Here is a 26,373-nt window from a genome sequence, read left to right on the forward strand (position 1 = left end):
ACGGGCCTCCAGGCAGTGAGGACGGGCCGCCTCGACGAGGCGGCCCGTCCTGCGGTCGTGACTAGCTGAAGAACGCCGCGAGGCGGGCGACGCCCTCGGCGATGTCGTCGTCGCCGAGGGCGTACGACAGGCGGAGGTAGCCCGAGGGACCGAAGGCCTCGCCCGGGACGACCGCGACCTCGGCGTGCTCGAGGATCAGGTCGGCGAGCTCGAGCGTCGTCGTCGGCGTCGAACCGGCCCACTCGCGACCGAGCAGCGCCGTGACGTCCGGGTAGACGTAGAACGCGCCCTGCGGGGTCGGGGTGACGACACCGGGGATGGCGTTGAGCCCGTCGACGATGGCCTTCCGGCGGCGGTCGAAGGCCTCGCGCATGGCGGCGACCGGCTCCTGCGGCCCGGTCAGGGCGGCGATCGCGGCGCGCTGGGACACGTTCGACACGTTGGACGACAGGTGCGACTGCAGGTTGGAGGCGGCCTTGACGGCGTCGGCCGGGCCGATGAACCACCCGACGCGCCAGCCGGTCATGGCGTAGGTCTTGGCGACCCCGTTGACCAGGATCGTGGTGTCGGCCAGGGCCGGTACGGCCTCGAGGATGCCGGTGAAGCGGACGCCGTCGTACACGAGGTCCTGGTAGATCTCGTCGCTGATCACCCAGATGCCGTGCTCGAGCGCCCACTCGCCGATGGCTCGGGTCTGCTCGGCCGTGTACACGGCGCCGGTCGGGTTCGAGGGGGAGCAGAACAGCAGCGCCTTCGTCGCCGGGGTGCGCGCGGCCTCGAGCTGCTCGACGGTGACGAGGTAGTCCTGGTCGCTGCCGGCGAAGACCTCGACCGGGACGCCGCCTGCGAGCCGGATGGCCTCGGGGTAGGTGGTCCAGTACGGGGCGGGGAGGATGACCTCGTCACCGGCGTCGACGATCGTCTGGAACGCCTGGTAGACGGCCTGCTTGCCGCCGTTCGTGACGATCACCTGCGACGGGTCGACGGTCGCGCCGGAGACCCGGGCGGTCTTCTCGGCGATGGCCTGCTTCAGCTCGGGCAGACCGGTGGCGGGCGTGTACCGGTGGTTCTTCGGGTCCTGCGCGGCCGCGACGGCGGCGTCGACCACGTGCTGCGGTGTCGCGAAGTCCGGCTCGCCCGCGGCGAAGGAGATGACCGGGCGACCGGCGGCCTTGAGCGCCTTCGCCTTCGCGTCGACCTTGAGCGTCGCGGACTCGGCGATCGCTGCGATCCGGGACGCGATGCGCGGGCGATCGGTCGTCGCGGCGGGGGTGGTTGCGGTGGACTCGGGGCCTGGGGCTGCGGTGCTCACGGGGCCAACCCTACCGGCGCGGCACGCCGTGGCGGCGGTCAAGTGGACACCGTGTGACGGACTCCCGTACACTCGACCACCGGAACACGGATCGGTGACGAACCGCGTCCCGAAGGGCGGTGGCTCAATTGGTAGAGCAGCGGTCTCCAAAACCGCAGGTTGCAGGTTCGAGTCCTGTCCGCCCTGCAAATCTGGAAGGGTAGAAGTTGGCGAGCAAAGACATGGAGACGACGGCGGACGACGTCGTCGCGAAGGCGAAGCAGGACCGGGCCGAGCGCCGTGGTCCGTTCGCTGCCATCGTCCTGTTCATCCGTCAGGTGCTCGGCGAACTCCGCAAGGTCGTGACCCCGACCCGCAAGGAACTCTTCAGCTACACGCTGGTCGTCCTCGTGTTCGTCGTCGTGATGATGATCCTGGTGTCGGTCCTCGACTTCGTGTTCGGTCTCGGCGTCGGCTACGTCTTCGGCAACGGCCCCACGGCCTGACCCTGACATCGGCTGCCCGGTGCGGCCGTGCCCACGAGTAGGGTCTCCCGAGACGGCGGCGATCGTGCGGTGACGCTCGTGACCAGGACCGTCCGCCAATCCGACCCGAACCACCGAACGGAAAGAATCGACTGTGTCTGACTACTCCCGCGACGACATCGACCTCGCGACGGCTGCCGAGCAGTCCTCCGAGGTCGAGGAGAACCAGGAAGGCGACGTCGAGACCGGCGAGGAGCGCTCCGCCGAGTCCGCTGAAGAGCGTGCCATCTCGGTCGAGGGCGACGACGACGAGTCGCTCGGCCTCAGCTCCGAGCCCGACGACGGCACCGTGGACGCCGGCCTCGACGAGGCACTGACCGCGCTGCAGGAGTCCCGCGACCCCGAGGCCGACGCCGTGGTCGACGACGCACTCGAGATCGACACCGCCGACGAGGCCGAGGCCGCCGTCGAGGCCGTCGAGGACGAGGAAGAAGTCGAGCTCGAGGAAGAAACCGCCGCCGAGGCGAACGAGCAGCTCGCCGCGGACGAGGCGCTCGACGCCGCCGAGGACGACGCCGACGAGGCCGAGGTCGACCCGTACGAGGCCTTCAAGGTCGAGCTGCGGATGAAGCCGGGCAAGTGGTACGTCATCCACTCCTACGCGGGCTTCGAGCGTCGCGTGAAGTCGAACATCGAGAACCGCATGGTCTCGATGTCGATGGAGGACTACATCTACCAGGTCGAGGTCCCGATGGAGGACGTCGTCGAGATCAAGAACGGGCAGCGCAAGCTGGTCACCCGCGTCCGGATCCCCTCGTACGTGCTCGTCCGCATGGACCTCAACGAGGACTCGTGGTCCGTCGTCCGCCACACCCCGGGTGTCACCGGGTTCGTCGGCAACGCCCACAACCCCACGCCGCTCCGCTTCGACGAGGCCTTCGGCATGCTCAAGTCCCTCGTGCAGGTCGCCGAGGCTGCTCCGACCAAGGGCGGCTCGAAGTCCGGCGGATCGCTGCAGGCACAGCCCGCGGCCGAGGTCGACTTCGAGATCGGCGAGACGATCACGATCAAGGAAGGCTCGTTCGCGGGCCTGCCGGGTTCGATCTCCGAGATCAAGCCGGAGAGCGGCAAGCTCACGGTCCTCGTCTCGCTGTTCGAGCGCGAGACCCCGGTCGAGCTCAGCTTCGACCAGGTCACCAAGCTGTAGCGCTCACCGAGATCGACTACACTCAAAGAGTTTGGGCCCGCGCGCTTCGTGCGTGCGCGCCTGCACCGCGGTCCGGAACGGCCGGTCCAGCGGGAGAGTGCACGGATCCCCGTGCGTTCGATTCCAGGAGGAAGACAAGTCATGGCACCGAAGAAGAAGGTCACGGGCCTGATCAAGCTGCAGATCAACGCGGGGGCCGCCAACCCGGCCCCGCCGATCGGTCCGGCACTCGGTCAGCACGGCGTCAACATCATGGAGTTCTGCAAGGCGTACAACGCCGCGACCGAGTCGCAGCGTGGCAACGTCGTGCCGGTCGAGATCACCGTCTACGAGGACCGTTCGTTCACGTTCGTCCTCAAGACCCCGCCGGCAGCTGAGCTCATCAAGAAGGCTGCGGGTGTGCAGAAGGGGTCGGCGACCCCGCACACGGTCAAGGTCGCGAAGATCTCGATGGACCAGGTCCGTCAGATCGCCGAGACCAAGCAGGCCGACCTGAACGCCAACGACATCGAGCAGGCCGCGAAGATCATCGCCGGCACCGCACGCTCGATGGGCATCACGGTCGAGGCCTAAGCACCGATCGGGCCCTCGGGCCCACCCCCGTACACCTTTCCGTGGGAGAGCCGCGCCGGCTCGTCAACCACGTATCTCGCAAGGAGACCACCATGGCGAAGAAGTCCAAGGCTTACGAAGCCGCGGCCGCGAAGATCGAGGCCGACAAGTTCTACACCCCGACCGAGGCCGTCGCCCTGGCCAAGGAGACCGGTTCGACCAAGACCGACTCCACGGTCGAGGTCGCGCTGAAGCTCGGCGTCGACCCGCGCAAGGCGGACCAGATGGTCCGTGGCACGGTCATCCTGCCGCACGGCACCGGCAAGACCGCCCGCGTCATCGTCTTCGCGACGGGTGCAGCGGCTGAGGCCGCGATCGCCGCCGGCGCCGACGAGGTCGGTGGCGACGAGCTCATCGCGAAGGTCGCCGAGGGCTACACCGCCTTCGACTCCGCCGTCGCGACGCCCGAGCTCATGGGCAAGGTCGGTCGTCTCGGCAAGGTGCTCGGCCCGCGTGGCCTCATGCCCAACCCGAAGACCGGCACCGTGACCCCGAACGTGGCGCAGGCCGTCAACGACATCAAGGGCGGCAAGATCGAGTTCCGCGTCGACAAGCACGCCAACGTGCACTTCGTCGTCGGCAAGGCCTCGTTCACCCCGGAGCAGCTCGACGAGAACATCTCGACCGCGCTCGAGGAGATCAACCGCCTCAAGCCGTCGTCCTCGAAGGGCCGTTACGTCATGAAGGGCGCCGTCTCGACGACCTTCGGCCCCGGCATCCCGCTGGACGTCAACAGCATCTGAGTCCTGTGACTCCGGGTCCCTGACCCCCAGAAGAGCCCGCACCGGGAACGGTGCGGGCTCTTCTGCATGTCGGGGCCGCTGTCCCACTAGCGTGGTGCCGTGCGCATCTTCGTGAACTCGCTCCGGTTGATCGCCGTCATCGCGGTCGTCGTCGCCATCGTCGGCCAGTGGCTCATCAGCTCGGAGCTCGAGTCGTACAACCCGTGGAACTTCTTCGGGTACTTCACGATCCAGTCGAACGTGATCATCGCCGTCGCACTCGCGGTGACGCTGGTCGTCGGGACCCGGACGAAGGGCACCGACCTGCGGGTGTCCCTGCTGCGGGGCGCCGGCACGGTCTACATCGCGACGACCGGCATCGTCTACAACACCCTGCTCACGAACGTGGACGTGTCCGCTTCGCTGTCCTGGTCGAACGACATCCTGCACAAGGTGATCCCGGCCTACGCCGTGCTCGACTGGTTGCTGTTCTCGGACCGCTCCCGGCTGCTCCTCCGTCACGTGTGGTGGTTCCTGATCTACCCCGCGGTGTGGACGATCGTCGTCCTGATCCGCGGCGCGACGGACGGCTGGGTGCCGTACCCGTTCCTCGACCCGGCCCAGGGGTACGGCGTCGTCGCGATCTACTGCGTCGGGGTCGGTGTCTCGATCGGGCTGCTCGGCGTCCTGGTCGTCGGGATGAGCCGACTCCGCCTGGTCAAGGTCTGACGCGAGGGCTAGGACCGGAAGCCGCGGAGCTTGTCGAGCACCAGGTCGGCGAGCTGGACGAGGCCGCGGATCTGGTCGTCGTCGCGGTCGACCCAGCGGCACTCCGGCTCGTCGGCGACGGGGACGAAGCCGTCGTGGCGCTCCCAGACGAACAGGGTCCGGTCGGCACCGAGCACGTACTGCTGCCACCAGATCTGCCGGAGGTAGTGCCGCGGGATGCTCCGCCAGGCCTTCCCCGTGGTCTTGATCTCGGCGAGGACCACCCGGGAGCCGTCGACGCCGACGCCGTCCGGGGTCGCGAGGTGTGCACGGTTCGCGGCGGCGTGGAACAGGTGCGCTGAGGGCTGGATGCCGTGCGTGGCGGCGACCCAGGCGGCGATGACGGGTTCGCGGTCCTTGCCGTGCTCGGTGAACGCGTTGCCGGAGAACCGGGAGCCGTACCGCTTGTCGGCGACGACCGCCTCGACGGCACGGAGTGACGCGAGCCGGGCGACGTCGGTCGCGGTGATGCCGGCCGCGCGGGCGCGGAGCCACGCGACGCGGTCCGAGGAGTGCGCGACGATGCGCTGGGTGTGGCCACGCAGGCTCGTGAACGAGTCGTGCGCCGGGACCGCAGCCGGCGTGGCGGGGGCAGACACTGCCTCCAGGCCGGGGTCCAGGTCGCCCCACAGGGTGGGCTGCACGATCGTCACCCCACGATTGTCCTCCCGACCACCGGCAAGACCGAATCCGACGCGCTCAGGAGACGAGCTCGCGCCCTTCCGCGAACGCGACCAGCTCGCGCTCAGGAGACCAGCTCGCGCCCTTCCGCGAACGCGACCAGCTCGTCGACGCCGGCGGGGGAGAGCGCGTACCCGATGGCGAGGGCAGCTGCGCCCTGCAGCGCTGCGAGCGACCCGGCCCGGGACTGCGCGATGACGAGGTGCTCCGTCGCGAGCGGCATCGAGCGAGAGTAGACGACCTCGCGGACGCCGGCGAGCAGGTGTTCCCCGGCCTGCGTGATCGATCCACCGAGGACGATCACCGACGGGTTCATCAGCGAGACGCAGGTCGCGAGCACCTCGCCGATGTCACGGCCGGCTTGTCGCACGGCGTAGATCGCGTCGAGGTCGGACCGGTTCACCAGGTCGAGCACGTCCGCGCCGGTGTGCACGTCGTGGCCCTTCGCACGGAGGGCCCGTGCGATCGCCGGCCCGGACGCGACGGCTTCGAGGCACCCGGTGTTGCCGCAGTGGCACGGCACGTCGCCGGCACCGGTGACCCGGACGTGCCCGATGTCCCCGGCGGTGCCCTGCGCGCCGCGCTGCAGGCGGCCCTCGGACACGATGCCGGAACCGATGCCCGTGGCGACCTTGACGAACAGCAGGTGGTCGACGTCCGGCCAGCCGTGCTCCCGCTCGCCGAGCGCCGCGATGTTCACGTCGTTGTCGAGGAGGACGTGCGCTGCGATGTGCTGACGGAGCCAGGAGGGCACGTCGAAGCCGTCCCAGCCGGGCATGATCGGCGGGTTGGCCGGGCGCCCGGTGGAGAACTCGACGGGCCCTGGGACCCCGATGCCGATCGCGATGACGTCCTCGCGGGCACGGCCGACCTCGTCGAGGAGTTCGTCGATCGTCGACACGAGCCAGGACAGCGTCGGGACGGGGCCGGCGGCGATGTCGATGCGGGCCTCGCGGACGGCGAGCGGCGCGGCGACGAGGTCGCTGACCGCGACGCGGCCGTGCGAGGCCCCGAGGTCCGCGGCGATGACCAACCGTGCGCGCGGCTTCAGTGCGACCTGCGCGGGTGGGCGTCCACCGGTGGAGACGGCGGTGTCGACGGGCCCCACGAGACCGACCTCGATGAGGGCGTCGAGGCGCACGCCGATGGTGGAGCGTGCGAGTCCTGTCAGTGCGGCGAGCTCGGCCCGGGTCCGCGGCACGCCGTCGCGGAGGATCTGGAAGAGCTCGCTCGTCCCGACCGGAGGCGACGCTGCCGCCCGGTTCAAGTCGACCATGTGGGGGAGTGAAGCACACATCGAACGCGCCACGCAACGAAGTCCGTCGAAGAACCGGGAACTTCTGCTTGACCGCCGACAAAAGTGGTCATAGTGTGACGCTCGGTCGAAGACGACCCCCCACCATCTCGACGAGGAGAACTCCCGGTGACCCAACCGCTCTCGGTCCAGCTCTACACCGTCCGCGACGCCCTCTCGGCCGACCTCCCCGGCACGCTGCAGCGCATCGCCGACATCGGCTACACGAACGTGGAGGCCTTCGGCTTCGTCGACAACGCCGACGAACTCGCTGCTGCCCTGCGTGACGCCGGGCTGACGGCACCGAGCGGTCACGCCCGTCTCCTCGACGCCGGCGAGCAGGACCTCGAGCGCATCTTCCACGCGAGCGCCACGATCGGCCTCGGCACCCTCATCGACCCGCACATCGACGAGGCCCGCTGGACCACCCGCGAGGACGTCGAGGCGATCGCCCGCGAACTGAGCGCCCTCGCCCCGCGTGCGGCCGACCACGGCCTCGTCCTCGGGTACCACAACCACGCGTTCGAGTTCTCGAACCGCATCGACGGCGTCAGCGCCTACGAGGTCTTCGCCGACGCGCTGTCCGACGACGTCGTGCTCGAGCTCGACACCTACTGGGTGAAGGTCGGCGGCGACGACCCCGTGGCGATCCTCGGCAAGTACGGCGACAAGGTCCAGTTCCTGCACGTCAAGGACGGCGACGGCTCGCACGACGACGAGAAGCAGGTCGCCGTGGGCAACGGCATCATGCCGATCCGCGAGATCATCGCCGCGGCCCCCGACGCCCAGCACGTCGTCGAGCTCGACGGCCACGAGGGCGACGTCCTCAAGGCCGTCGCCGACTCCTACACGTTCCTGCAGGGAGTCCGCGCGTGAGCGACACGAGCAGCGCCCGCGGGACCGGTCCGGTCGGGGTCGGCGTCATCGGCGCCGGGGTCATCTCGGACCAGTACCTCTCGAACCTCACCGTCTTCCCGGACGTCGAGGTCCGGTTCATCGCCGACATCGACCTCCCGCGCGCAGCGGCACAGGCCGAGAAGTGGGGCGTCGCGGCGTCCGGCACCGTCGAGGAGCTCCTGGCCGACGACGCCATCGAGATCGTCGTCAACCTCACGATCCCGGCCGCGCACGTCGAGGTCGCGCTGCAGGTCCTCGCCGCCGGCAAGCACGTGTGGGGCGAGAAGCCCTACGCCCTCGACCGCGAGAGCGCCGCCCAGCTGCGCGATGCCGCTCGCGCCGCCGGCACCACCGTCAGCGTCGCCCCGGACACGTTCCTCGGCGCCGGGCTGCAGACCGCGCTCCGCACCATCCGCGACGGCCGCATCGGCACGCCCCTCAACGGACTGACGCTCTTCCAGAGCCCCGGCCCGGAGTCCTGGCACCCGAGCCCCGAGTTCCTGTTCGCGTACGGTGCCGGCCCGCTGTTCGACATCGGCCCGTACTACATCACGACCCTCGTGCAGGCGTTCGGCCCGGTGGCGAAGGTGACGGCGACGTCGTCGAAGTCCCGCGCCACGCGCACGATCGGTTCCGGTCCGAAGGCCGGCACCGAGTTCCCGGTCGAGGTGCCGACGAACCACTCGGCGCTCATCGAGTTCGAGAACGGCGGGAGCGCGCAGAGCGTCTTCTCGTTCGAGTCCGACCGTGGCCGCACCGGCTTCGTCGAGATCGCGGGCGAGACCGGCACGGTCGTGTTCCCCGACCCGAACGAGTTCGACGGCGACACCGAGCTGTACGCGCTCGGTTCCGACGAGCCCGAGGTCATCCCGGCCGTCGGCTCCACCTACTCGCGCGGCACCGGCGTGGTCGACCTCGCCCGCTCCATCCGCGCGGGCGTCGAGAACCGGGTCCCCGGTGCGCTCGCCTTCCACGTCCTCGACGTGATGGTCTCCATCGCCGAGGCAGCAGAACGTGGCGAGGCGGTGCTCGTCGAGAGCACCGTGTCGCCCTCCCCGACCCTCCCCGAGGGTTGGGACCCCGCGGAGCGAACCCTGGCCTGACCGGCCGGGGGTCACCCGCACCCCACACAGCAGCACCCGACAGCAACACCCCTCACGCACCATCTCAACGACGAGAAAGTAGAGAGTCATGCGCACTGCCATCCGCGCACTGGCCATCACCGCCGCCGCAGCACTCACCGTCACCGGCCTCGCAGCCTGCTCCTCGGGATCCTCCGGCGACGCCGGCGACTCGAAGACGCTCACCTACTGGGCGTCCAACCAGGGCACGTCCCTGCAGAACGACAAGGAGGTGCTGACCCCCGTCCTCAAGAAGTTCACCAAGGAGACCGGGATCAAGGTCAACCTCCAGGTCATCGGTTGGAACGACCTGCAGAACAAGATCCAGACCGCCGTCACCTCGGGCAACGGCCCGGACGTCGTCAACATCGGCAACACCTGGGCGACCTCGCTCCAGGCCACCGGCGCCTTCCAGGAGTTCGGTGACTCGGAGATGAAGGCGATCGGCGGCGAGGACAAGTTCGGCAAGGTCGCACTGTCCACCGGTGGCGCCCCCGGCAAGACCGTCACGAGTGTCCCGCTCTACGGCCTCGCCTACGGCCTGTACTACAACAAGGCGATGCTCGCCGACGCCGGCATCACCCCGCCCACCACGTGGGAGGACCTGGTGAAGGACGCCAAGCAGCTCACCACCGGTGACACGTACGGCTTCAGCCTCGCCGGCGGTTCCTACACCGAGAACTCGCACTTCGCGTTCATCAACTCGGCGCAGAACGGTGGCGAGTGGTTCGACAAGGACGGCAAGCCCACGTTCACGTCGAAGGCGAACGTCGACGGCATCAAGCGCTACCTGGACCTCATGCAGGACGCCAAGGTCGCCAACCCGTCGAACGCGCAGTACGACAACGCGACGCAGTCGGTCACGGACTTCGCGAACAAGAAGGCCGCGTTCATCCTGAACCAGAACAACGCCAACGCGACGATCGAGTCCCTCGGCATGAAGTCGTCCGAGTACGGCGTGGTCGCCCTGCCCGCACCGAAGGGTGGCGAGGAGATCGCTTCCTTCCCCGCCGGCATCAACCTGTCGATCTTCAAGAACACGAAGAACAAGGACGGCGCGCTCAAGTTCGTCAAGTACATGACGAGCATGGACACGCAGACGACGCTCGACAAGCCGTACTCGGCCCTCCCGGTGCTCGCCGCCGCGGCTGACTCGGTCACCGACGAGCAGACGAAGACGTTCCTCGACATCTACAACAACAAGGCCAAGCCGCTCCCGCTCGTGCCTGCCGAGGACCAGTTCGAGTCCACGGTCGGCAAGGCGATGAACGACATGTTCGCCAAGATCGCGACCGGTTCGAAGGTGTCCGACGCGGACATCAAGTCGGCGCTCCAGACCGCCCAGGACCAGGTGTCCCAGGCTGCTGGTTGATCCACCCTGGAGGCCCGGGTCGCGTCCGCAGGACGCGCCCGGGCCTCCGCCCCTCCTCTCCAGACCGGCCACCAGCCGGTCGTGAGCCTCCGGTCTCACGCACGCCGCGCCTCCAGTCCGCTGCCACGGACGGACGTGTGAAGCACCCGATCCCCCTCCTGCCGAAAGGCCCCCGCCCATGTCCACGACGGTCCTGCCCGATTCGGAGCGCATCGACCTGACGCACACGAAGGGCTCGACGATGTCGGGCCGTCCGCCAGGTCGCAAGCGCAAGACCCACTGGCTGCCCTACGCGCTCGTCGCGCCGGCCATCCTCTTCGAGCTGCTCATCCACATCGTCCCGATGCTCACCGGCATCTGGATCTCGTTCATCCAGCTCACCAAGTACTTCATCGCGAACTGGGGCGCAGCGCCCTTCGCCGGGTTCCGGAACTACTCCGTCGTCATCGACTTCGACCAGGCCATCGGTCGCGGTGTCCTGAACTCGTTCCTGATCACCTGCGCCTTCACGGTCCTCGTGGTCGGGCTCTCCTGGACCTTCGGCATGGCCGCGGCCGTGGCACTGCAGAAGCCCTTCGCGGGCCGCGGACTCTTCCGCACCCTGTTCCTCGTGCCGTACGCGCTGCCCATGTACGCCGGTGTGATCACCTGGAAGTTCATGTTCCAGCGCGACTCCGGGGCGTTGAACCACCTGCTGGTGGACCAGTTGCACCTGTTCGGCGGGAACGCCCCGTTCTGGCTCATCGGCAACAACGCGTTCGTCGCAGTGGTCGTCGTGGCGATCTGGAAGACCTGGCCCTTCGCCTTCCTGATGCTCATGGCCGGTCTGCAGTCCGTCCCGAACGACGTGTACGAGGCCGCATCGGTCGACGGCGCGAAGCCGTTCCGCCAGTGGCGCTCGATCACCCTGCCGATGGTGCGTCCGGTCAACGTGACGCTCGTGCTGGTGATGTTCCTCTGGACGTTCAACGACTTCAACACGCCGTTCGTCCTGTTCGGCTCGACCGCGCAGCCACCCGCGGCCGACCTGTTGAGCTTCCACATCTACAACGCGTCGTTCATCACCTGGAACTTCGGCTCCGGCGCCGCGATGAGCGTCCTGCTCCTCCTCTTCCTGCTCGTCGTCACCGGCATCTACCTCGCCGTGACCAACCGGAGGTCCGTCCGTGCGTGAGACAACTGGCGCCAAGTCCTTCAAGATCGTCACCCTGGTCGTCCTGACCCTGTTCACGGTCGTTCCGCTCTACGTGATGATCACCACGGCCATCAAGCCGCTCGGTGACGTGCAGAACAACTTCACGTGGATCCCGACGAACATCACCTTCCAGCCGTTCATCGACATGTGGTCGACGGTCCCGCTCGGTCGGTACTTCATCAACTCGCTCGTGGTGTGCACGGTGGCCACGGTGTTCTCGCTGATCATCGCGACCTTCGCCGCCTACGGTGTCTCGCGCTGGAACTTCAAGGGCAAGAGCACCTTCACCACCGCGGTGCTCTCCACCCAGATGTTCCCCGGCGTGCTGTTCCTGCTCCCGCTGTTCCTCATCTTCACGAACCTCGGGAACACGCTCGGCATCCAGCTCGTCGGGTCGTGGCTCGGCCTGATCATCACGTACCTGACGTTCACGCTGCCGTTCTCGATCTGGATGCTCGCGGGCTACTTCGAGACGATCCCGCGTGAGCTCGACGAAGCAGCGATGGTCGACGGCTCCGGTCCGATGGGTGCCCTGTTCCGGGTCATCCTGCCCTCGGCTCGCCCGGGTCTGGTCGCGGTCGGCATCTACTCGTTCATGACGGCCTGGGGTGAGGTCCTCTTCGCCTCGGTCATGACGAACGGTCTCGGCTCGACGCTCGCGGTCGGTCTGCAGCAGTACTCGACGCAGACGAACGTGTACTGGAACCAGGTGATGGCGGCGTCCCTCGTCGTGTCGATCCCGGTCGTGGCCGCGTTCCTCGTGGTCCAGCGCCAGTTCGTGGCCGGCCTGACCGCAGGTGCCGTGAAGTAGCGGTTCCTTTCTCTGCTCTGCTCTGCCGGACTTTCGGGCTGAGCGACATCCCACGCGGCGAACTGCCCGTGAGATGTCGCTCAGCCCGAAGTCTGTTCCGGGCCTCTCCGACCCGACAGGATGGAGCCATGAGCGACGCGCGCGGACGGCAGCTGCTGCCGGGACAGACCAGCCGGGTGCACGTGTACGACGTCGCATCCCGCAGCAGCCGCCTGGTGTTCGAGTCGACCACCGTGCTGGTGGAGGCACCGAACGTCCTCGACGACGACACCCTCGTGCTCAACGGCAACGGCGACCTGTGGCTGCTCCCGCTGCCGCCAGCCGACAGCGGCACGGTGCTCGACGCGTCCGCGCTGGTCCCGGTGCCGATGGACGGCGCGCCGGAGATCAACAACGACCACGTGCTCGACCCGTCCGGGTCCTCGGTGGTGGTGACCGGCAGGGACGGCGAGCTGTACCGCGTCCCGCTGCCCGACGGCGGCACGGCGACGCGGATCACCGACGTGGCCGCCGCGCTCCCGGTGCGCCGCAAGTTCTACCTGCACGGCATCGCCGCGGACGGCAGCGCGCTCGCGGCGATCGTGGGGGAACTGTCCGAGGACGGCGTCTGGACCACCGACGTCGCGCGCGTCGACCCGGACACGGGCGAGCCGACCTTCCTGACGCGCGACGAGTACGCCGACGACGGCTGCACGTTCGCGGGGGAGTTCGTGGTCTTCAACACCGAGCGCTTCACACCGGGGACAGCCCAGCTCGCGGCGCTGTGGCCCGGGTCCGACCAGCCGGTCCGGATCACGAACGACGACCGGGTGAACTGGTTCCCGCACGTCGCACCGGACGGGGAGCACCTGCTCCACCTGTCCTACGAGCCCGGTGTCCAGGGGCACCCGGCCGACCACCGCGTGGAACTCCGTCTGCTGCCAGGGGCGCTGGTCCGTGGCGCCCGGATCGCCGTCGTGCCGGAGACCCTCGTGGTGCTCGACGGCGGTCAGGGAACGATCAACGTCCCACCGTGGTCGCCGGACTCGACCTGGTTCGCGTACTGCGACTACCCGGTCACGGCGTAGCGGCCGGTGGCCGCCGCGGGTGGCCGCGGCGGGCGGTCGCCGCGAACACTCGCGCTCAGCGACAGTTCACGCGCTGTGGGAGCCGTGAACTGTCGCTGAGCGCGAATGCTGCGCGCGGACGCTGCGCGGAGAGGGGAGGCAGAACCGCCCCTCAGACCTCGCGGACCTGCCCCTGCTTGATGTGGAGGCGACGCTCGGCCCGCTTCGCCACCCACGAGTCGTGCGTGACGATGACGACCGTCAGGCCGCGTTCCTTCCACTGCTTCTCGATGAGCCCCATGATCTCGTCACGGGTGCCCTCGTCGAGCGCTCCGGTCGGCTCGTCCGCGAGCAGCACGCTCGGGTTCTTCACCAGCGCTCGGGCGATCGCCACGCGCTGCTGCTGTCCACCGGACAGCTCCGCGGGCAGGTGGTCGAGCCGTTCGCCGAGGCCGACCTCCTTGAGCGCGGAGGTCGCGCGCTCCCGGATCTCGGTGCGCGAGCGGTTCGCCAGCGACCCGGCGAACGCGGTCTCCACGTTCTCGAGCGCCGTCAACGTCGGGATGAGGTTGAAGCTCTGGAACACGAAGCCGATCTCGGTCGCCCGCAGGTCGGTGAGCGCGCCGTCGCCGAGCTTCGCGACGTCCCGGTCACCACCGAGGTGGATCGAGCCGGCGGAGGGCCGGTCGAGCGCGCCGAGCATCTGCAGCAGCGTCGACTTACCGCCACCGGTCGGCCCCTGGATCGCGACGAGCTGCCCCTGCGGGATCGTCAGGTCGACGTTCGTCAGGGCGGTGATGGTCCGGTTCTTCTGCTTGTACGTCTTGCTCACGTTGGTCAGCCGGTACATCGGACTGGAGGCGCGGGTCGCCTCCGCCGCGGAGGGTGCGGTCTCGGTGCTGGTCACGGTTGCTCCTGTCGTCGGTTCGGTCGTGTCGGTGCTGCCGGTCATCAGGCCACGCTCCGCAGTGCCTCGGCCGGACGCAGCTTGCTCGCGCGCCAGCCGCCGAGGGCGCCGGCGATGAGACCGCCGAGGATCGCCAGGCCGATCGCGAGGAGGATCACCTCGACGGTGACCGGGGCGTGCAGCACGACGTCGGTCGTGGACGCGGTGCTGGCACCGCCGCCGAAGCCGCCGGCCGGGGCGCCGCCCGTGGTGCCGGTCCCGGCAGCTGCGGTGGCCGCGCCGCCGGGCATGCCGCCCGTACCGCCGGCGCCGCCGGCTCCGCCACCGGTGGTGCTCGAGGCGCTCGCCGAGATCGTCGGGCTGATGACGTTCACGACGAGGATGCCGATCAGGCCGGCCGCGGCGCCGAGGACACCGCCGATGAGGCCCTGCACGAGCGATTCGCCGGCGACCTGTCGCGTGATGCGGCCGTTCGACCAGCCGATCGCCTTGAGCGTGCCGAACTCGCGGGTGCGTCGGGTGACGCCGGAGATCGTGAAGAGGATCGCGATGAGGAACGCCGCGGCCAGCACGACGATCGACAGCCACGTGCCGAGGTTCGAGACGAGGCTCGACGCGGTGCTCAGCGAACCGGAGACGCTCGAGGCCAGGTCGGCCTCGGTCGAGACGGTCGCGCTCGTGAGCTGCTTCTGCAGGGCGGTCTTGATCGTGCTGACGTCGGAGGACGACTCGGCGGAGACGTAGATCGAGGTGACCTTGCCGTCGAGGTCCGCCAGGGCCTGCGCGGTGTCGAGCGGGATGTACGTGTTCGAGCCGGTGGTGGACGAGGACCCCGTGGAGGTCACGATGCCGATGACCGTGAAGTCGGTGCCGCCGATGTCGATCGTGTCGCCGACCGCCTTCGACTCGCTCTTCGCGTAGGACGAGTCGAGCACGACGACGTCCTTGCCGGCGTCCTTCGCGGTGAAGGTGCGGCCCTTGGTGAGCTCGGTGCTGGTGAGGGGGCCGACCGCGTCGCCGGAGACCGGGATCCCGGTGACCGAGAACGAGTCGACGTTGAACGATCCGCCACCGAAGCCGCCGCCGCCCGTGCCGCCGCTCGGCGGACCCTGCTGGGTGGAGCTGTCGGAGCTGCTGCTGTCGCTGCTGTCCGTGCTGCTGCTGTCGTCGGTCGACTGCTGGACCTGGCCCGAGAAGGTGCTGTTCTCGAGGGTCAGGACGCCGGTCGCCGCCTTGACGCCGTCGGTGCTCGTGATCGTCGACAGGTTCGACGCGTTGAGCGTGCTCGTGCCGCGAGCGACCGCGAGCTTCGACTGCGACAGGTCGGTCGAGCCGCTGTCGTCGGTGCTGCTGTCGCCCTGGCTGCCGAAGTCGAAGCTCGGTCGGCCGCCGTTCGTGGACGCCGTCGCGGTCTTCGTCACGGTGATGTCGGTGCCGACGCCATACACGGACTGCAGGACGCTCGACTGCGCGGCCTTCACGCCGCCCGCGATCGAGGACACGATGACCACGAGTGCGATGGCCAGCGCCATGCCGATCGCGATGATGACGGTCTGCTTCTTGCGGTTCGTGAGTTCGCGCCTGAGGTAGGTCAGGAACATGGTTCTCCTCGGTGGTGGCCGGCTGGGGTCACCGGCCGTGCAGTGCGCACGGCGGGGCCGACGGAGGAGAACCTAGGCAGCGGCGTTGTGGTCGGCCCATCGGCTTCCTATGACGTCCCTAAGGACGCTCCCTCCGCTGTTGTGCAAGCATGTGATATTTTGGTACTCGTGATGATGGCGCGGAGCGGACTGATGAGTCTCGGGGGGACGGCAGTCCGGGCGACCGTGCAGATCGCCTCGAACGTGGTGGTGGCACGGATCCTCGGGCCCGACGCGTACGGGGCGGCAGCAGTGGTGCTCGCCCTGGCGATCGTCCTCGAACTCCTGCGCAACAGCGGGTTCGCCGCGGTCGTGCTGCGCTCCGGTGACCAACCGCCCGAGGTCCTCGTGACGCTCCACCGGATGAGCGCCCTCGTCGGGTGCGGGCTCGGCGTCGTCGTCGCCGGCGCGGGTGGCGTCGTGCTCTGGGCCGCCCCAGCCGCACCGTACGGCGTGCTGCTGCTCGTGATCGCGATCGCCTTCCCGCTCGCCGGCTCCGTCTCCGTGCCGATCGCATCGATGGTGCGGCGCCACACGATGGGGCGGGTCGTCGTGGTCGAGTCGATCGCCGTCGTGGTCGGTGCCGGCACCGCGGTCGGGCTGGCGCTCGCCGGCGTCGGGTCCGTGGCGATGATCGTGCAGGTCGTGCTCCTCTGGACGGGCGTCGCGATCGGAGTGGTCCTGCTCCGCGCCGTGCCCCGGGGTGTCGCCGCACCGCGGTCCGCCGTGCGGTCGATGGTCGGGCTCGCCCGGGACGTCTCCGTCGTGCAGCTCGTCTCCCTCGTCGCCCGCGCCGGTGACCGGGTGCTCGCGGCCGCGGTCTGCGGCCCTGCAGCGTCCGGGCTCTACGTCCAGGCGATGCAGCTGATGTCGCTGCCGCTCGAGCAGATCGGCGCGGCGGTCCAGCGCGTCGCGGTCCCGGCCCTCGCGGCTGCGGACACCGAGACGCTCCGGGCGCGGTACCGGCAGCTCATCGGGGTGGTGTCGCTGCTGGCCTGGCCCGTGCTGGCGGTGCTCGGGGCCCTCGCCGAACCGGTCGTCCGACTGCTCTTCGGGCCCGAGTGGACAGGGTCCGCCGCGGTCTTGCCGTTCCTCGTCGTGGCCGGTGCCGCACAGTCACTCGGGTTCGTCGCCGTCTGGTACTTCGTCGCGAGCGGCCGGTCCGGGCGCCAGGTCCGGTGGGCGCTCGTCTCGCAGCCCGTCATCGTCGTCGCCGTCGTCATCGGGACGACCTGGGGGATCTCCGGCATGGCCGCCGGGTACGCCGTGGCCTGCGTCGTACTCGTGGTGCCGTCGTTCCTCGTCTCGACGCGGGGGACCGGGCTCCGACTCCGTGACGTCGTCGTCCCGGCACTGCCGGCGGCGTCGGCGTCCGTCGTGGCGGTCCTCGTGGCGGCGACGGTGTCGGCCTGGTGGTCACAGCCGGACGGCCCGGTGTCCGCCGTCGTCGTACCGGGGCTGGCCGCTGCACTGTGCGGCGGAGTCGTGGCCCTCGCGTTCACCCACGTCCGCGCACGTCTGCCGGGCACTCTCATCCCGATCGGACGACGACCGTGAACCACCTCGAGCAGCCCCTCCCGCCGATCCGCACGATCGGGGTGGTGATCCCCGTCGGGAACCGGTCGACGACGGACCTCGGGCCGCAGTTGCAGGCGCTGGCGTCGCAGACCTGGAGCGGACCGGTCTCGGTCGTCATCAGCTGCAACGGGGAGCCCGTGCACCTGGTCGAGGGCCTCGTCGCGACGGTCGACTGGCCCGACGGCTGGTCGGTGACGGCGATCGACTCGTCGGCGGTCCGCGGGCCGAGCGCCGCGCGGAACACCGGCTGGCGAACGCTCGACACGGACGTCGTGTTGTTCTGCGACGCCGACGACGTCGTGGCCGACACGTGGATCGCAGGGCTGGTGCAGGGCCTCGAGCACGCCGGGGTCTGCACCGGCCCGATGCTGCTCGATGCGCTCAACGAGGCGTGGATGACCGAGTCCTCGGAGCAGCCGTGGCCGATCGTGCGGTTCGGGCACCTCCCGCACACGTGCTCCGCCAACCTGGGGGTGCGTCGGGTCGTCCTCGACCTGACGGACGGCTTCGACACCACCCTCGGTGCGGCGGAGGACACGGACTTCGCCTGGCGAGCGACCTACGCGGGGTTCCCGACGCGCTTCGCGACCGCGGCGGTGGTGCAGTACCGCCTCCGTCCCCGAGCGGCCGACCTGTTCCGGAACAACCGCCACTACGCCAGGTGGGACCGCGTGCTCGTCGACAAGCACCGCCGGCACGGGGCACGGTGGCGACGACGGGAGGTCATCCGGCACGTCCTCTCCACCGCGGTGGCCGTCGTCCGGGCACCGTTCGGCCGCCGTCGCCGCCGGATCGCAGCGAACCGGCTGGGCACGCTCGTCGGCTGGACCGAGCGGTACCTCGGCAAGCGCCCCACGTCGACGTGACGCCGGCGCTCAGGACGCGTCGCCGTACTGCTGCCGCAGGTGCTCCGCGTAGCCGCCGGGGGTCCGTCCCGCGAACCGCCCGCTCGTGACCACCGGGAGCTCGATCGTCGCATCGACGACGAACCCGGTCGCGCGGGCCCGCTCGACGAGCCGGACGTCCTCGTGCTCGGGCACCGGGTCGAACCCGCCGAGGGCCGTGTAGACCGCGGCGAGCACCCCGAGGTTCGCGCCGTGCACGTGGCCGAGCGCCGCTCCCGGCGGGTGGGCCCGTCTCCACCGTGCGAGCACCACGGGGTCGAGGTCGTCCGGGTCCGGCACCACTGCGCCGACGAGCACGTGCGTCCCTGCCGCGAGCGCGTCGGCCTGCTGGACGAGCCAGCGCTCCGGCACCCGCGAGTCCGCGTCGGTGTGGGCGAGCCACCGGTGCGACGGATCCCCGGGGTGTGCGCGCAGCGCGTGGGCCGCGCCGATCGTCCGCGCGCGACCGACGCCCACGTGCTCGGTCTCGACGACGGACACCGGGTACCCGGCGACGACCGCCGAGGTGCCGTCCGTGCAGCCGTCGAGCACGACCGTCACGGCGACGTTGGTTCCCGGGCGGTCGACGGCGAGCCGCTCGCACGCCACGAGCAGGGCGTCGAGACAGGCCCCGATGCGGTCCTCTTCGTCGTGTGCGGGAACGACGACGTCGACGCGGGGCCGGGCCGCCGTCACCGGACGAGTCCCTCGGCGCGGCCGACCGACGTCACCGCGGGTCCGGGCAGGACGCTCAGCACGAAGTCCTCCTCGACGTGCCGGACGAGCGCCGGCCGGGGCCACAGCTCCGCGAGTCGGGCATCGACCACGTCGCCGCTCGACACCGCCTCGTCGTCGGGGTGCCGCCAGTGGCAGGCGACCAGCACGCCGTCGTCGTCGAGGGACGCGAGCACCCGATCGATCGTGGCGTCGAGGTCGGCCGCGGACAGGTAGTAGCCGACCTCCGACATCACCACGAGGTCCCACCGTCCAGCCGGCCACTCCTCGGGCAGCGCGGCCTGCACGAACCGGGCGGTCGGCACGCGGCGTTCCGCCTGCGCCAGGGGTGCGGCCGAGATGTCCGTCCCGAGCACGGCGTCGGCGCGTTCGGCGAGCGCTGCCGTCAGCACGCCGGTGGCGCACCCGAGTTCGAGCGCGGACCGGAAGCGTTCACGGGGGAGCGCGGCGAGGGTCACGGCGCGCTTCCGTCGCTCGTACCAGGACCCCTCGAAGTCCCAGCCCTCGGGCTTCCGCGCGTAGTGCGCGTCGAAGGACTCCCGCGACCGCGAGGCAGCGGGCGCGGGTGCCACGGCGAAGAGGACCTCACTCGTGCGGAGGTGGTGTGCGGCGTGCCGGTCGTCCACGATCGCCTCGTCCCCGGCGGCCGACGACAGAGGCCGGGTCTGTGACCGGTACGCGTCGAGGGCTGCGCGCTTCCGTGCGAGGACGGCGTCGGTCAACCGCAGGGCCCTGGCTCGCTCCCACGGCTGGGCCGACGCGGACGGGTCGTCCCAGTGCCACGCCCAGATCGGGTAGGCGAGCAACGACACGTCGGTGGTCGCGGCCACGGCCTCCTCGGCGACCTCGCCGGCGATGCGGTGGTCCCGGTGGCCGTCCCCGCGCCACGGTGCGACGACCAGGGTCGGGCGGGCGGCGTCGGCGAGGGCGCTCCGGAGCGCCGCCGTGACCGCGTCGCGGTGTTCGCGCGTCGCGCCGTCCGGGATGCCGACCGACGTGGCGGTGGCCCCCGGGTGCAGGACCGTGAGCGCCGCGGCGAACTCGTCGTCGCGGACGCCGGCGAGCTCCGCGGCCGTCGTCGTGGGGGAGTCCGGGTGGGAGCGCTCGCCGCGGGTGAGGAGCAGCACGTGCACCGGGACCCCGGCGTCGGCGGCACTCGCGATCAGTCCGCCCGCGCCGAGGGTCTCGTCGTCGGGGTGCGGCGCGACGACGACGACGGAGCGCACACCGTCCAGCTCGACGGGGGACACCTCGGCCCCGTCGAGGAACGCACTCCACGCGGCCGGGTCGGTCCCCGGTTCGCGGTGGTCGAAGCTCACCACGCGACACCGCCGCGCTCGAGGACCTTCCGGCCGATCCGCGCCAGGTCCCGTTCGCCGTGGTCCTGCAGGACGTAGAGCTCGAGGTCGGCGACCCGAGCAGCGACGGCTGGGTCGGAGGTCAGGGGCGCCGGACCGATCGTCGCGACGACCCTGGTGCGCACGGCGTCCACCGCGCGGCGCACCCGTGAGCGGACGAGCTGGGCGAGCAACGACCAGTCCACGTCGTCGTGGGCGCGGCCGTCGATGCGCGAGGCCGCGTCGGCGAGGGCGTCCTCGGCGTCGGCGAGGTCGGCGACCGTCGCCCCGAGCGCCGCCTGCAGGAGCTCCGAGTCGGGGTGGGCCTCCGCCGTGGCACGGAGCACCCGGGCCAGTCCGACGGCACCGCCCCACCAGCACGCGGCGACGCCGATGCCGCCCCAGGCGAACCCCGGACGCCCGAGGTACCAGCCGGGTTCGCCGACGGGGACCGCGGGGACGTGGTCGAAGTCGACGGGGCCGCTCGGGACGTCGGGCATGCCGCGGGCGACCCAGGCCTCGTCGTGGGCTGTGACGCCGTCCTGCCGGAGGTCCACCGCGAACAGCTGTCGTGCGTCACCGACCGTCGCCGTGACGAGCGCGTGCGAGAGCGTCGAGGCGAGCGAGCACCACGGCTTCGTCCCGTCGAGGACGACGGAACCGTCCGAACCGTCCGAACCGCCGGAGCCGTCGGAACCGGCAGGACCCGCCGTCAGGGACACCCCCGGCCCCTCGGCGGCGAACACGCCCCACGTCGACCCCTCCGGTGCGGACACGCCGGCCTGCGCCAGGATCCCGGTCGCGTCGAGGTGCGGTTCGACGGTGCGCGCGAGCGCGACGTCCGCCGCCGCGACCGCGGCGAGCGTCGCGAAGAACCCGCCGGCCGACCCGGCGGAAAGTGGTGGGGTGGTGGAGGCGACCGAACGGGCGAAGGCGAGGCGATCTGCCGGGGCAGCGCCGAGCCTCCCGGCCGACCGCTCGATCAGGGCCGTGTCGACGCCGGAGGCGGACGCGGGCCAGGCGGAAGAACGCAGCATGCCCGCCACGCTACGGATCGGCACCCGAGAGCGCGCACTGGCGATGGAGACGAGGCGGATCGGCGATCCACAGATCGACGAGGGGCGCTCCACAGACCACTCATAGGAAACTCTCGATACTCGAAGACGTGACCATCTCCCAGCCTGCAGCAGCCCCGCGCCTCACCCGTGCCGACGGAACCCCGTTGCGCATCCTGGTCGTCGACGACGAAGCCAGCCTCACCGACCTCCTGTCCATGGCGCTCCGCTACGAGGGCTGGGACGTCAAGAGCGCGAACGGCGGACAGGACGCCCTGACGACGGCGCGGGAGTTCAAGCCGGACGCGATGGTGCTCGACGTGATGATGCCGGACCTCGACGGTCTGCAGGTCCTCAGCCGGCTGCGGCAGAACAACGACGACACCCCGGTGCTGTTCCTCACCGCGAAGGACTCGGTGGAGGACCGCGTCACCGGGCTGACCGCCGGTGGCGACGACTACGTCACGAAGCCGTTCTCCCTCGAAGAGGTCGTGGCGCGGCTCCGCGGCCTCATCCGCCGTTCGCAGATCTCGATCTCCGAAGCCGGTGACTCGCGCATCGTCGTCGGCGACCTGGTCCTCGACGAGGAATCCTACGAGGTGTCCCGCGCCGGTCGGCCGATCGAGCTGACCGCCACCGAGTTCGAGCTCCTCCGCTTCCTCATGCGCAACCCCCGTCGCGTGCTGTCGAAGGCGCAGATCCTGGACCGGGTGTGGTCGTACGACTTCGGTGGCAAGTCCTCCGTCGTCGAGATCTACATCTCCTACCTGCGCAAGAAGATCGACGCCGGCGAGACCCCGATGATCCACACGGTGCGCGGCGTCGGGTACGTCATCAAGCCGACCTCGTGACCCTTCGGCGCCGGCTCGTCCTGAGCATCGTCGCCCTCGTCGTCGCCGTCAGCGCGGTGATCGGGGCGGGCAGCATCATCGCGCTCTCGTCGATCCAGACGGGTGCGATCGACAAGCAGATCACCAGTGCCACCCACCGGGCGCAGCGCTACCTGCAGCAGAACCAGTCCGGGCAGCCCGGCATCGACCTCTCGCGGCCGTCCGGGCAATCCGCCGGCACGCTGACGGCGTACTTCGTCGACGGCCAGGTCGTGGTCGCGAGCGTGCTCGACGAGTACGGTCGCCCCGGCGCGATCACGCAGTCCAGCGCGGACGCGCTCGACAAGGTGCACGTCGACGGGGATCCGCAGACCGTCGACCTCGGTTCCGGCATCGGTCGGTACCGGGTCTCCGCCGTGAACGTCGGCCCTGCGGTCCTGGTCGTCGGCCTGCCGATGGCGCCGGTCTACTCGAGCGTCTGGTCGCTGTTCTGGGTGGTCGTCATCGTCGTGGGCGCCGCACTCCTCGCCGCCTCGATCGTCGCCGCCGTCGTGGTCCGGCGCTCGCTGCGGCCGCTCGAGCGCGTCGCCGAGACCGCCTCCACCGTCGCGCGGATGCCCCTCGACCGCAGCGACGCCCTGGACGACGTCCGCGTGCCGGACACCGACCCCCGCACCGAGGTCGGCCGGGTCGGCAGCGCCTTCAACCGGATGCTCGGCCACATCGGCAGCGCCATGCAGGCACGGGAACGCTCGGAGCAGAAGGTGCGGCAGTTCGTCGCGGATGCCTCGCACGAGCTCCGGACACCGCTCGCCTCGGTGCGCGGGTACGCCGAACTCACCCGACGGATGGGCGGCGACCTGCCGAAGGACGTCGTCTACGCGATGAGCCGCATCGAGTCCGAGTCGATCCGGATGACGTCGATGGTCGAGGACCTGCTGCTCCTCGCCCGCCTCGACGAGGGTCGGGAGATCCAGTTCGCCGACGTCGACCTCACCGGACTCGTGCTCGACGCCGTCAACGACGCGCACGCCGCCTCGCCCGACCACGTCACCGAGGTCGACGTGCCGTCCTCACCCGTCGTGGTCGTGGGGGACGCCGCACGCCTGCACCAGGTGATCGTGAACCTCGTCACCAACGCCAGGACCCACACACCAGAGGGCACCCGCATCACCGTGGGTCTCGCGCCGTCGCAGTCCGGCCCCGGCGTGGACCTGACCGTGCGGGACACCGGCCAGGGCATCGACCCGGAGTTCCTGCCGAAGCTGTTCGAGCGGTTCGCCCGCGCCGACAGCTCCCGGTCCCGCACCGTGGGGTCGACGGGGCTCGGGCTCGCGATCGTGGACGCGGTCGTGCAGGCGCACGGCGGGAGCGTCGAGGTGACGAGCGAGCCGGGCGACACCGTGTTCACGGTGCACCTGCCGATCGACCCGGCGGCTGCTGTGTCGGCTGGACCCGACGTGCCTGCTGGGTCCGCTGGCCGTGCCGCGTCCGCCGGGGCTGCCGACTGGTCGGCGACACCCGCTGCGGTGGACACGACCCACTGACGGCTGGGAGGCGCGGGGCGGGCCCGCACCGCGCCTCCAGACCGGTGTTTGGTCTCGTCCACGGCGTCTGCTACAGTTCTCGAAGCCAAAGACCGCCGGATGTCGTGCTGCTCGCAGCGTGACCGAAGGTCCTCACTCGTGAGGCATCCCGCGCAGGTGTTCCGAACCACTCCCACCATCTGGTGAGAGCAGCTCCGAGCCTCTGCGCCGGAGCTTTTTTCGTTCGTGGACCTGGGGCTACCGGCAAGAAACCCCAAGGAGAACCATGGCGAACAAGGAAGCTGCGGTCGCCGAGCTCACGGAGTCCTTCCGTAGCTCGAACGCCGTTCTGCTCACCGAGTACCGCGGTCTCACGGTCGCGCAGCTCAAGGAGCTCCGCAACTCGATCCGTGAGCACGCCACGTACGCCGTGGTGAAGAACACGCTGACCAAGATCGCGGCGAACAACGCCGGCATCTCCTCGTTCGACGAGGAACTCGCCGGTCCGTCCGCTCTCGCCTTCGTCCACGGTGACACCGTCGCCGTCGCGAAGTCGCTGCGTGCATTCGCCAAGGCGAACCCCGAGCTCGTGGTGAAGGGTGGTTACTTCGACGGTAACCCGCTCTCCGCGACCGAGGTGGACAAGCTCGCCGACCTCGAGTCCCGTGAAGTTCTGCTCGGCAAGCTCGCCGGCGCCTTCAAGGCCTCGCTGTTCGGTGCTGCGTACCTGTTCCAGGCCCCCCTCTCGCAGGCCGTCCGCACCGTGGACGCCCTTCGCGAGAAGCAGGAGTCCGCGGCCTGATCAGGCTCGCGTTCCACAACCACACGTATTACTGAGTAGTAGGAGAAAATCATGGCGAAGCTTTCGCAGGACGAGCTCATCGAGGCCTTCAAGGAGCTCACGCTCATCGAGCTCTCGGACTTCGTGAAGAAGTTCGAAGAGGTCTTCGAGGTCACCGCGGCCGCCCCGGTCGCCGCTGCCGCTCCGGCCGGTGCCGCTGCTCCGGCCGAGGCCGCTGAGGAGAAGACCGAGTTCGACGTCATCCTCAAGTCCGCTGGTGACAAGAAGATCCAGGTCATCAAGGAGGTCCGTGGCCTGACGTCGCTCGGCCTCGGTGAGGCCAAGGCGCTCGTCGAGACCGCCGACGCCAAGATCCTCGAGGGTGCGAACAAGGAGACCGCCGAGAAGGCGAAGGCGACCCTCGAGGCCGCTGGCGCCACGATCGAGCTCGCGTAGTCTCGACCGTTCGGTTCACGAAGGCCGCTGCCCCTCGGGGTGGCGGCCTTCGTCGTGCGCGGGGTGCGCGCGGCGCGGGGCGCGGCGCGGGTGCGGGTGTGCGCGGCGCGGGTGTTTTCGCGGTGAGCGACACTTCACGGGCGGTTCGCCGCGTGAACTGTCGCTGAGCGCGTGAACTCGTCGCGGCCGACGGGGATGCCGTGCGAGCGGAACAGCGCTCGGAGGCGGTCGGGCTCGACGAGGTGCCACCAGGTCGGTCTGACGAAAGCACGGACCGGGGGCAGGGCTCGGAGCCGGTCCTCGCGCCGCTTCTCTTCCCAGAGCACATCGGCCGGATCCCGCCCGCGCAGCATCGCGGGATCGACGTACTTCTGTCTGCCGTCGAACTCCACGATGACCCCGAGGGTCGGGAACCAGAAGTCGACGCGGTCCACGGTGCCGTCACGGTGTCGGAACGCGACCTGCGGTTCGCACGGCGGGAGCCCGAGTTGCACGAACCGGATTGCGGCGAACGACTCGCCCACGGACTCGTGCCGCGCATCGAGGGCCGCGAGCACGGTCTGCGCGCGCAGCGAACCGCGTGCTGGTCGAACCGGGACGGCCTGGTGGAGTTCGCCGACGAGCAGCGTGCCCTGACGGACGGCCGCGTCGACGGCGACGGCGGCGACGTGTGGCGCTGCTGAGCTGACGAGCGCGACCGCGGTGTCCGATTGAGCGGTGACGGGGACGCCGTCGAACTGGACGGCGTCGATCTGGGGCGCTCGGGCGCTGGGGTGTCGGACCAGTCCGGCGCGCTGCTGGATGACCGAGACGGATCGGTCGACCACGTGGACGCGATCAGGCGGATGCCCGATGAGGGGCCAACCGTGGATGAGCGCGGCGGTGACGTGCGAGAAGACGGATCCGGGTCGGAGCCGCGGAGCGACCGCCCGGGCGCGGGCGAGGTGCTGGCCGTCGGCGCTGAGCGCGTCCCATTCGTCCGTGGCGATGTACACGCCCGCAAGGAGCCTGACCAACGTGCCCGCACTGTGCCTGCGCTGCAGGAGTCTGGCGTGGCTCGGGTCCTGCGCGGTGGCACGGAGCAGGTGCGGCCGGTGTGTGCTCGCGTTCATGTCGCGAGCATGGCCGCCCGGGGTCAGCGG

The 26,373-nt window shown here is 70.1% G+C and carries 26 protein-coding genes and 1 tRNA gene; 18 read left to right on the forward strand and 9 right to left on the reverse strand.

From position 1 onward, the window contains the following. Positions 1-61: 61 nt before the first annotated feature. On the reverse strand, positions 62-1,243 hold the full coding sequence (locus tag EDF19_RS13095; protein ID WP_123681528.1) for a pyridoxal phosphate-dependent aminotransferase: 1,182 nt from the start codon (positions 1,241-1,243) through the stop codon (positions 62-64). 182 nt (positions 1,244-1,425) lie between these two features. Between EDF19_RS13095 and EDF19_RS13100 the strand changes: the two genes are divergently transcribed. From EDF19_RS13100 to EDF19_RS13125, 6 genes are all read left to right on the forward strand, one after another. Further along, a tRNA-Trp gene (locus EDF19_RS13100) sits at positions 1,426-1,498 on the forward strand. Positions 1,499-1,533: 35 nt separating this feature from the next. Further along, positions 1,534-1,797 (forward strand): preprotein translocase subunit SecE, encoded by a 264-nt coding sequence (gene secE / locus EDF19_RS13105; RefSeq protein WP_395860321.1) that lies wholly within the window; start codon positions 1,534-1,536, stop codon positions 1,795-1,797. Between the two features lie 133 nt (positions 1,798-1,930). After that, on the forward strand, positions 1,931-2,983 hold the full coding sequence (gene nusG, locus EDF19_RS13110) for a transcription termination/antitermination protein NusG (protein ID WP_123681333.1): 1,053 nt from the start codon (positions 1,931-1,933) through the stop codon (positions 2,981-2,983). 141 nt (positions 2,984-3,124) lie between these two features. Next, positions 3,125-3,556, forward strand: a complete 432-nt coding sequence (gene rplK / locus EDF19_RS13115; RefSeq protein WP_022906459.1) for a 50S ribosomal protein L11 — start codon at positions 3,125-3,127, stop codon at positions 3,554-3,556. 92 nt (positions 3,557-3,648) lie between these two features. Then, complete coding sequence (gene rplA, locus EDF19_RS13120; protein ID WP_123681334.1) at positions 3,649-4,338, forward strand: 50S ribosomal protein L1; 690 nt, start codon at positions 3,649-3,651, stop codon at positions 4,336-4,338. A gap of 99 nt (positions 4,339-4,437) precedes the next feature. Further along, positions 4,438-5,046 carry a Pr6Pr family membrane protein gene (locus EDF19_RS13125; protein ID WP_123681335.1) on the forward strand — a complete coding sequence of 203 codons (609 nt, stop codon included), beginning with the start codon at positions 4,438-4,440 and terminating at the stop codon, positions 5,044-5,046. Positions 5,047-5,054: 8 nt separating this feature from the next. On the opposite strand, the gene EDF19_RS13130 is transcribed toward EDF19_RS13125, so the two are convergent. After that, the gene (locus EDF19_RS13130; RefSeq protein WP_123681336.1) at positions 5,055-5,738 is read right to left on the reverse strand and encodes a YqaJ viral recombinase family protein; all 684 of its coding nucleotides are present in this window, start codon (positions 5,736-5,738) and stop codon (positions 5,055-5,057) included. 92 nt (positions 5,739-5,830) lie between these two features. After that, positions 5,831-7,042, reverse strand: coding sequence for an ROK family transcriptional regulator (locus EDF19_RS13135; RefSeq protein ID WP_123681337.1), 1,212 nt, complete (start codon positions 7,040-7,042; stop codon positions 5,831-5,833). Positions 7,043-7,189: 147 nt separating this feature from the next. Here EDF19_RS13135 and EDF19_RS13140 point away from each other — a divergent pair, with 147 nt between their 5' ends. From EDF19_RS13140 to EDF19_RS13165, 6 genes are all read left to right on the forward strand, one after another. Further along, positions 7,190-7,936 carry a sugar phosphate isomerase/epimerase gene (locus EDF19_RS13140; RefSeq protein WP_123681338.1) on the forward strand — a complete coding sequence of 249 codons (747 nt, stop codon included), beginning with the start codon at positions 7,190-7,192 and terminating at the stop codon, positions 7,934-7,936. Then, the gene (locus tag EDF19_RS13145) at positions 7,933-9,060 is read left to right on the forward strand and encodes a Gfo/Idh/MocA family protein (RefSeq protein ID WP_123681339.1); all 1,128 of its coding nucleotides are present in this window, start codon (positions 7,933-7,935) and stop codon (positions 9,058-9,060) included. The genes EDF19_RS13140 and EDF19_RS13145 overlap by 4 nt, the downstream gene beginning before the upstream one ends. Before the next feature lie 88 nt (positions 9,061-9,148). Beyond that, positions 9,149-10,450 carry a sugar ABC transporter substrate-binding protein gene (locus EDF19_RS13150; RefSeq protein WP_123681340.1) on the forward strand — a complete coding sequence of 434 codons (1,302 nt, stop codon included), beginning with the start codon at positions 9,149-9,151 and terminating at the stop codon, positions 10,448-10,450. Between the two features lie 178 nt (positions 10,451-10,628). Continuing rightward, complete coding sequence (locus EDF19_RS13155; RefSeq protein WP_123681341.1) at positions 10,629-11,624, forward strand: carbohydrate ABC transporter permease; 996 nt, start codon at positions 10,629-10,631, stop codon at positions 11,622-11,624. Beyond that, positions 11,617-12,456 carry a carbohydrate ABC transporter permease gene (locus EDF19_RS13160; RefSeq protein ID WP_123681342.1) on the forward strand — a complete coding sequence of 280 codons (840 nt, stop codon included), beginning with the start codon at positions 11,617-11,619 and terminating at the stop codon, positions 12,454-12,456. Before EDF19_RS13155 ends, EDF19_RS13160 begins: the two co-directional genes overlap by 8 nt. Before the next feature lie 128 nt (positions 12,457-12,584). Continuing rightward, the gene (locus tag EDF19_RS13165; protein ID WP_123681343.1) at positions 12,585-13,523 is read left to right on the forward strand and encodes a hypothetical protein; all 939 of its coding nucleotides are present in this window, start codon (positions 12,585-12,587) and stop codon (positions 13,521-13,523) included. Positions 13,524-13,674: 151 nt separating this feature from the next. Here the strand turns inward: EDF19_RS13165 and EDF19_RS13170 are convergent, their stop codons facing one another. Together EDF19_RS13170 and EDF19_RS13175 are read right to left on the reverse strand one after the other, a co-directional pair. Continuing rightward, on the reverse strand, positions 13,675-14,352 hold the full coding sequence (locus EDF19_RS13170) for an ABC transporter ATP-binding protein (protein ID WP_123681529.1): 678 nt from the start codon (positions 14,350-14,352) through the stop codon (positions 13,675-13,677). A gap of 101 nt (positions 14,353-14,453) precedes the next feature. Then, positions 14,454-16,010 (reverse strand): ABC transporter permease, encoded by a 1,557-nt coding sequence (locus EDF19_RS13175; RefSeq protein ID WP_123681344.1) that lies wholly within the window; start codon positions 16,008-16,010, stop codon positions 14,454-14,456. A gap of 192 nt (positions 16,011-16,202) precedes the next feature. On the opposite strand from EDF19_RS13175, the gene EDF19_RS13180 reads away from it, so the two are divergent. Together EDF19_RS13180 and EDF19_RS13185 are read left to right on the forward strand one after the other, a co-directional pair. Then, entirely contained in the window at positions 16,203-17,606 is a 1,404-nt protein-coding gene (locus EDF19_RS13180) for an oligosaccharide flippase family protein (protein WP_185022843.1), read from the forward strand. Continuing rightward, on the forward strand, positions 17,603-18,493 hold the full coding sequence (locus tag EDF19_RS13185) for a glycosyltransferase family 2 protein (protein ID WP_185022844.1): 891 nt from the start codon (positions 17,603-17,605) through the stop codon (positions 18,491-18,493). Before EDF19_RS13180 ends, EDF19_RS13185 begins: the two co-directional genes overlap by 4 nt. 9 nt (positions 18,494-18,502) lie before the next feature. On the opposite strand, the gene EDF19_RS13190 is transcribed toward EDF19_RS13185, so the two are convergent. Genes EDF19_RS13190 through EDF19_RS13200 form a run of 3 tightly spaced genes read right to left on the reverse strand, consistent with a single transcriptional unit; the run spans position 18,503 to position 21,620 of the window. Next, positions 18,503-19,207, reverse strand: a complete 705-nt coding sequence (locus EDF19_RS13190) for a glycosyltransferase family 2 protein (protein WP_260217172.1) — start codon at positions 19,205-19,207, stop codon at positions 18,503-18,505. Beyond that, complete coding sequence (locus EDF19_RS13195; protein WP_260217174.1) at positions 19,204-20,565, reverse strand: bifunctional PIG-L family deacetylase/class I SAM-dependent methyltransferase; 1,362 nt, start codon at positions 20,563-20,565, stop codon at positions 19,204-19,206. Before EDF19_RS13195 ends, EDF19_RS13190 begins: the two co-directional genes overlap by 4 nt. Then, entirely contained in the window at positions 20,562-21,620 is a 1,059-nt protein-coding gene (locus tag EDF19_RS13200; RefSeq protein ID WP_148071102.1) for an acyl-CoA/acyl-ACP dehydrogenase, read from the reverse strand. The genes EDF19_RS13195 and EDF19_RS13200 overlap by 4 nt, the downstream gene beginning before the upstream one ends. A gap of 128 nt (positions 21,621-21,748) precedes the next feature. Here EDF19_RS13200 and EDF19_RS13205 point away from each other — a divergent pair, with 128 nt between their 5' ends. The 4 genes from EDF19_RS13205 to rplL all read left to right on the forward strand — a co-directional run bounded on the left by EDF19_RS13205 (position 21,749) and on the right by rplL (position 25,231). Then, on the forward strand, positions 21,749-22,489 hold the full coding sequence (locus EDF19_RS13205; protein ID WP_110861513.1) for a response regulator transcription factor: 741 nt from the start codon (positions 21,749-21,751) through the stop codon (positions 22,487-22,489). Beyond that, positions 22,486-24,015 (forward strand): cell wall metabolism sensor histidine kinase WalK, encoded by a 1,530-nt coding sequence (locus tag EDF19_RS13210; protein ID WP_123681350.1) that lies wholly within the window; start codon positions 22,486-22,488, stop codon positions 24,013-24,015. The genes EDF19_RS13205 and EDF19_RS13210 overlap by 4 nt, the downstream gene beginning before the upstream one ends. Positions 24,016-24,280: 265 nt before the next feature. Further along, on the forward strand, positions 24,281-24,796 hold the full coding sequence (gene rplJ / locus EDF19_RS13215) for a 50S ribosomal protein L10 (protein WP_111084245.1): 516 nt from the start codon (positions 24,281-24,283) through the stop codon (positions 24,794-24,796). A gap of 51 nt (positions 24,797-24,847) precedes the next feature. Continuing rightward, positions 24,848-25,231, forward strand: coding sequence for a 50S ribosomal protein L7/L12 (gene rplL, locus EDF19_RS13220; RefSeq protein ID WP_123681351.1), 384 nt, complete (start codon positions 24,848-24,850; stop codon positions 25,229-25,231). A 134-nt stretch (positions 25,232-25,365) separates the two neighbouring features. Here the strand turns inward: rplL and EDF19_RS13225 are convergent, their stop codons facing one another. Beyond that, on the reverse strand, positions 25,366-26,343 hold the full coding sequence (locus EDF19_RS13225) for a hypothetical protein (RefSeq protein WP_148071103.1): 978 nt from the start codon (positions 26,341-26,343) through the stop codon (positions 25,366-25,368). Positions 26,344-26,373 lie beyond the last annotated feature (30 nt).

It is taken from the genome of Curtobacterium sp. PhB115 (assembly GCF_003752025.1).
In the GTDB taxonomy this organism is placed as follows: Bacteria; Actinomycetota; Actinomycetes; order Actinomycetales; family Microbacteriaceae; genus Curtobacterium.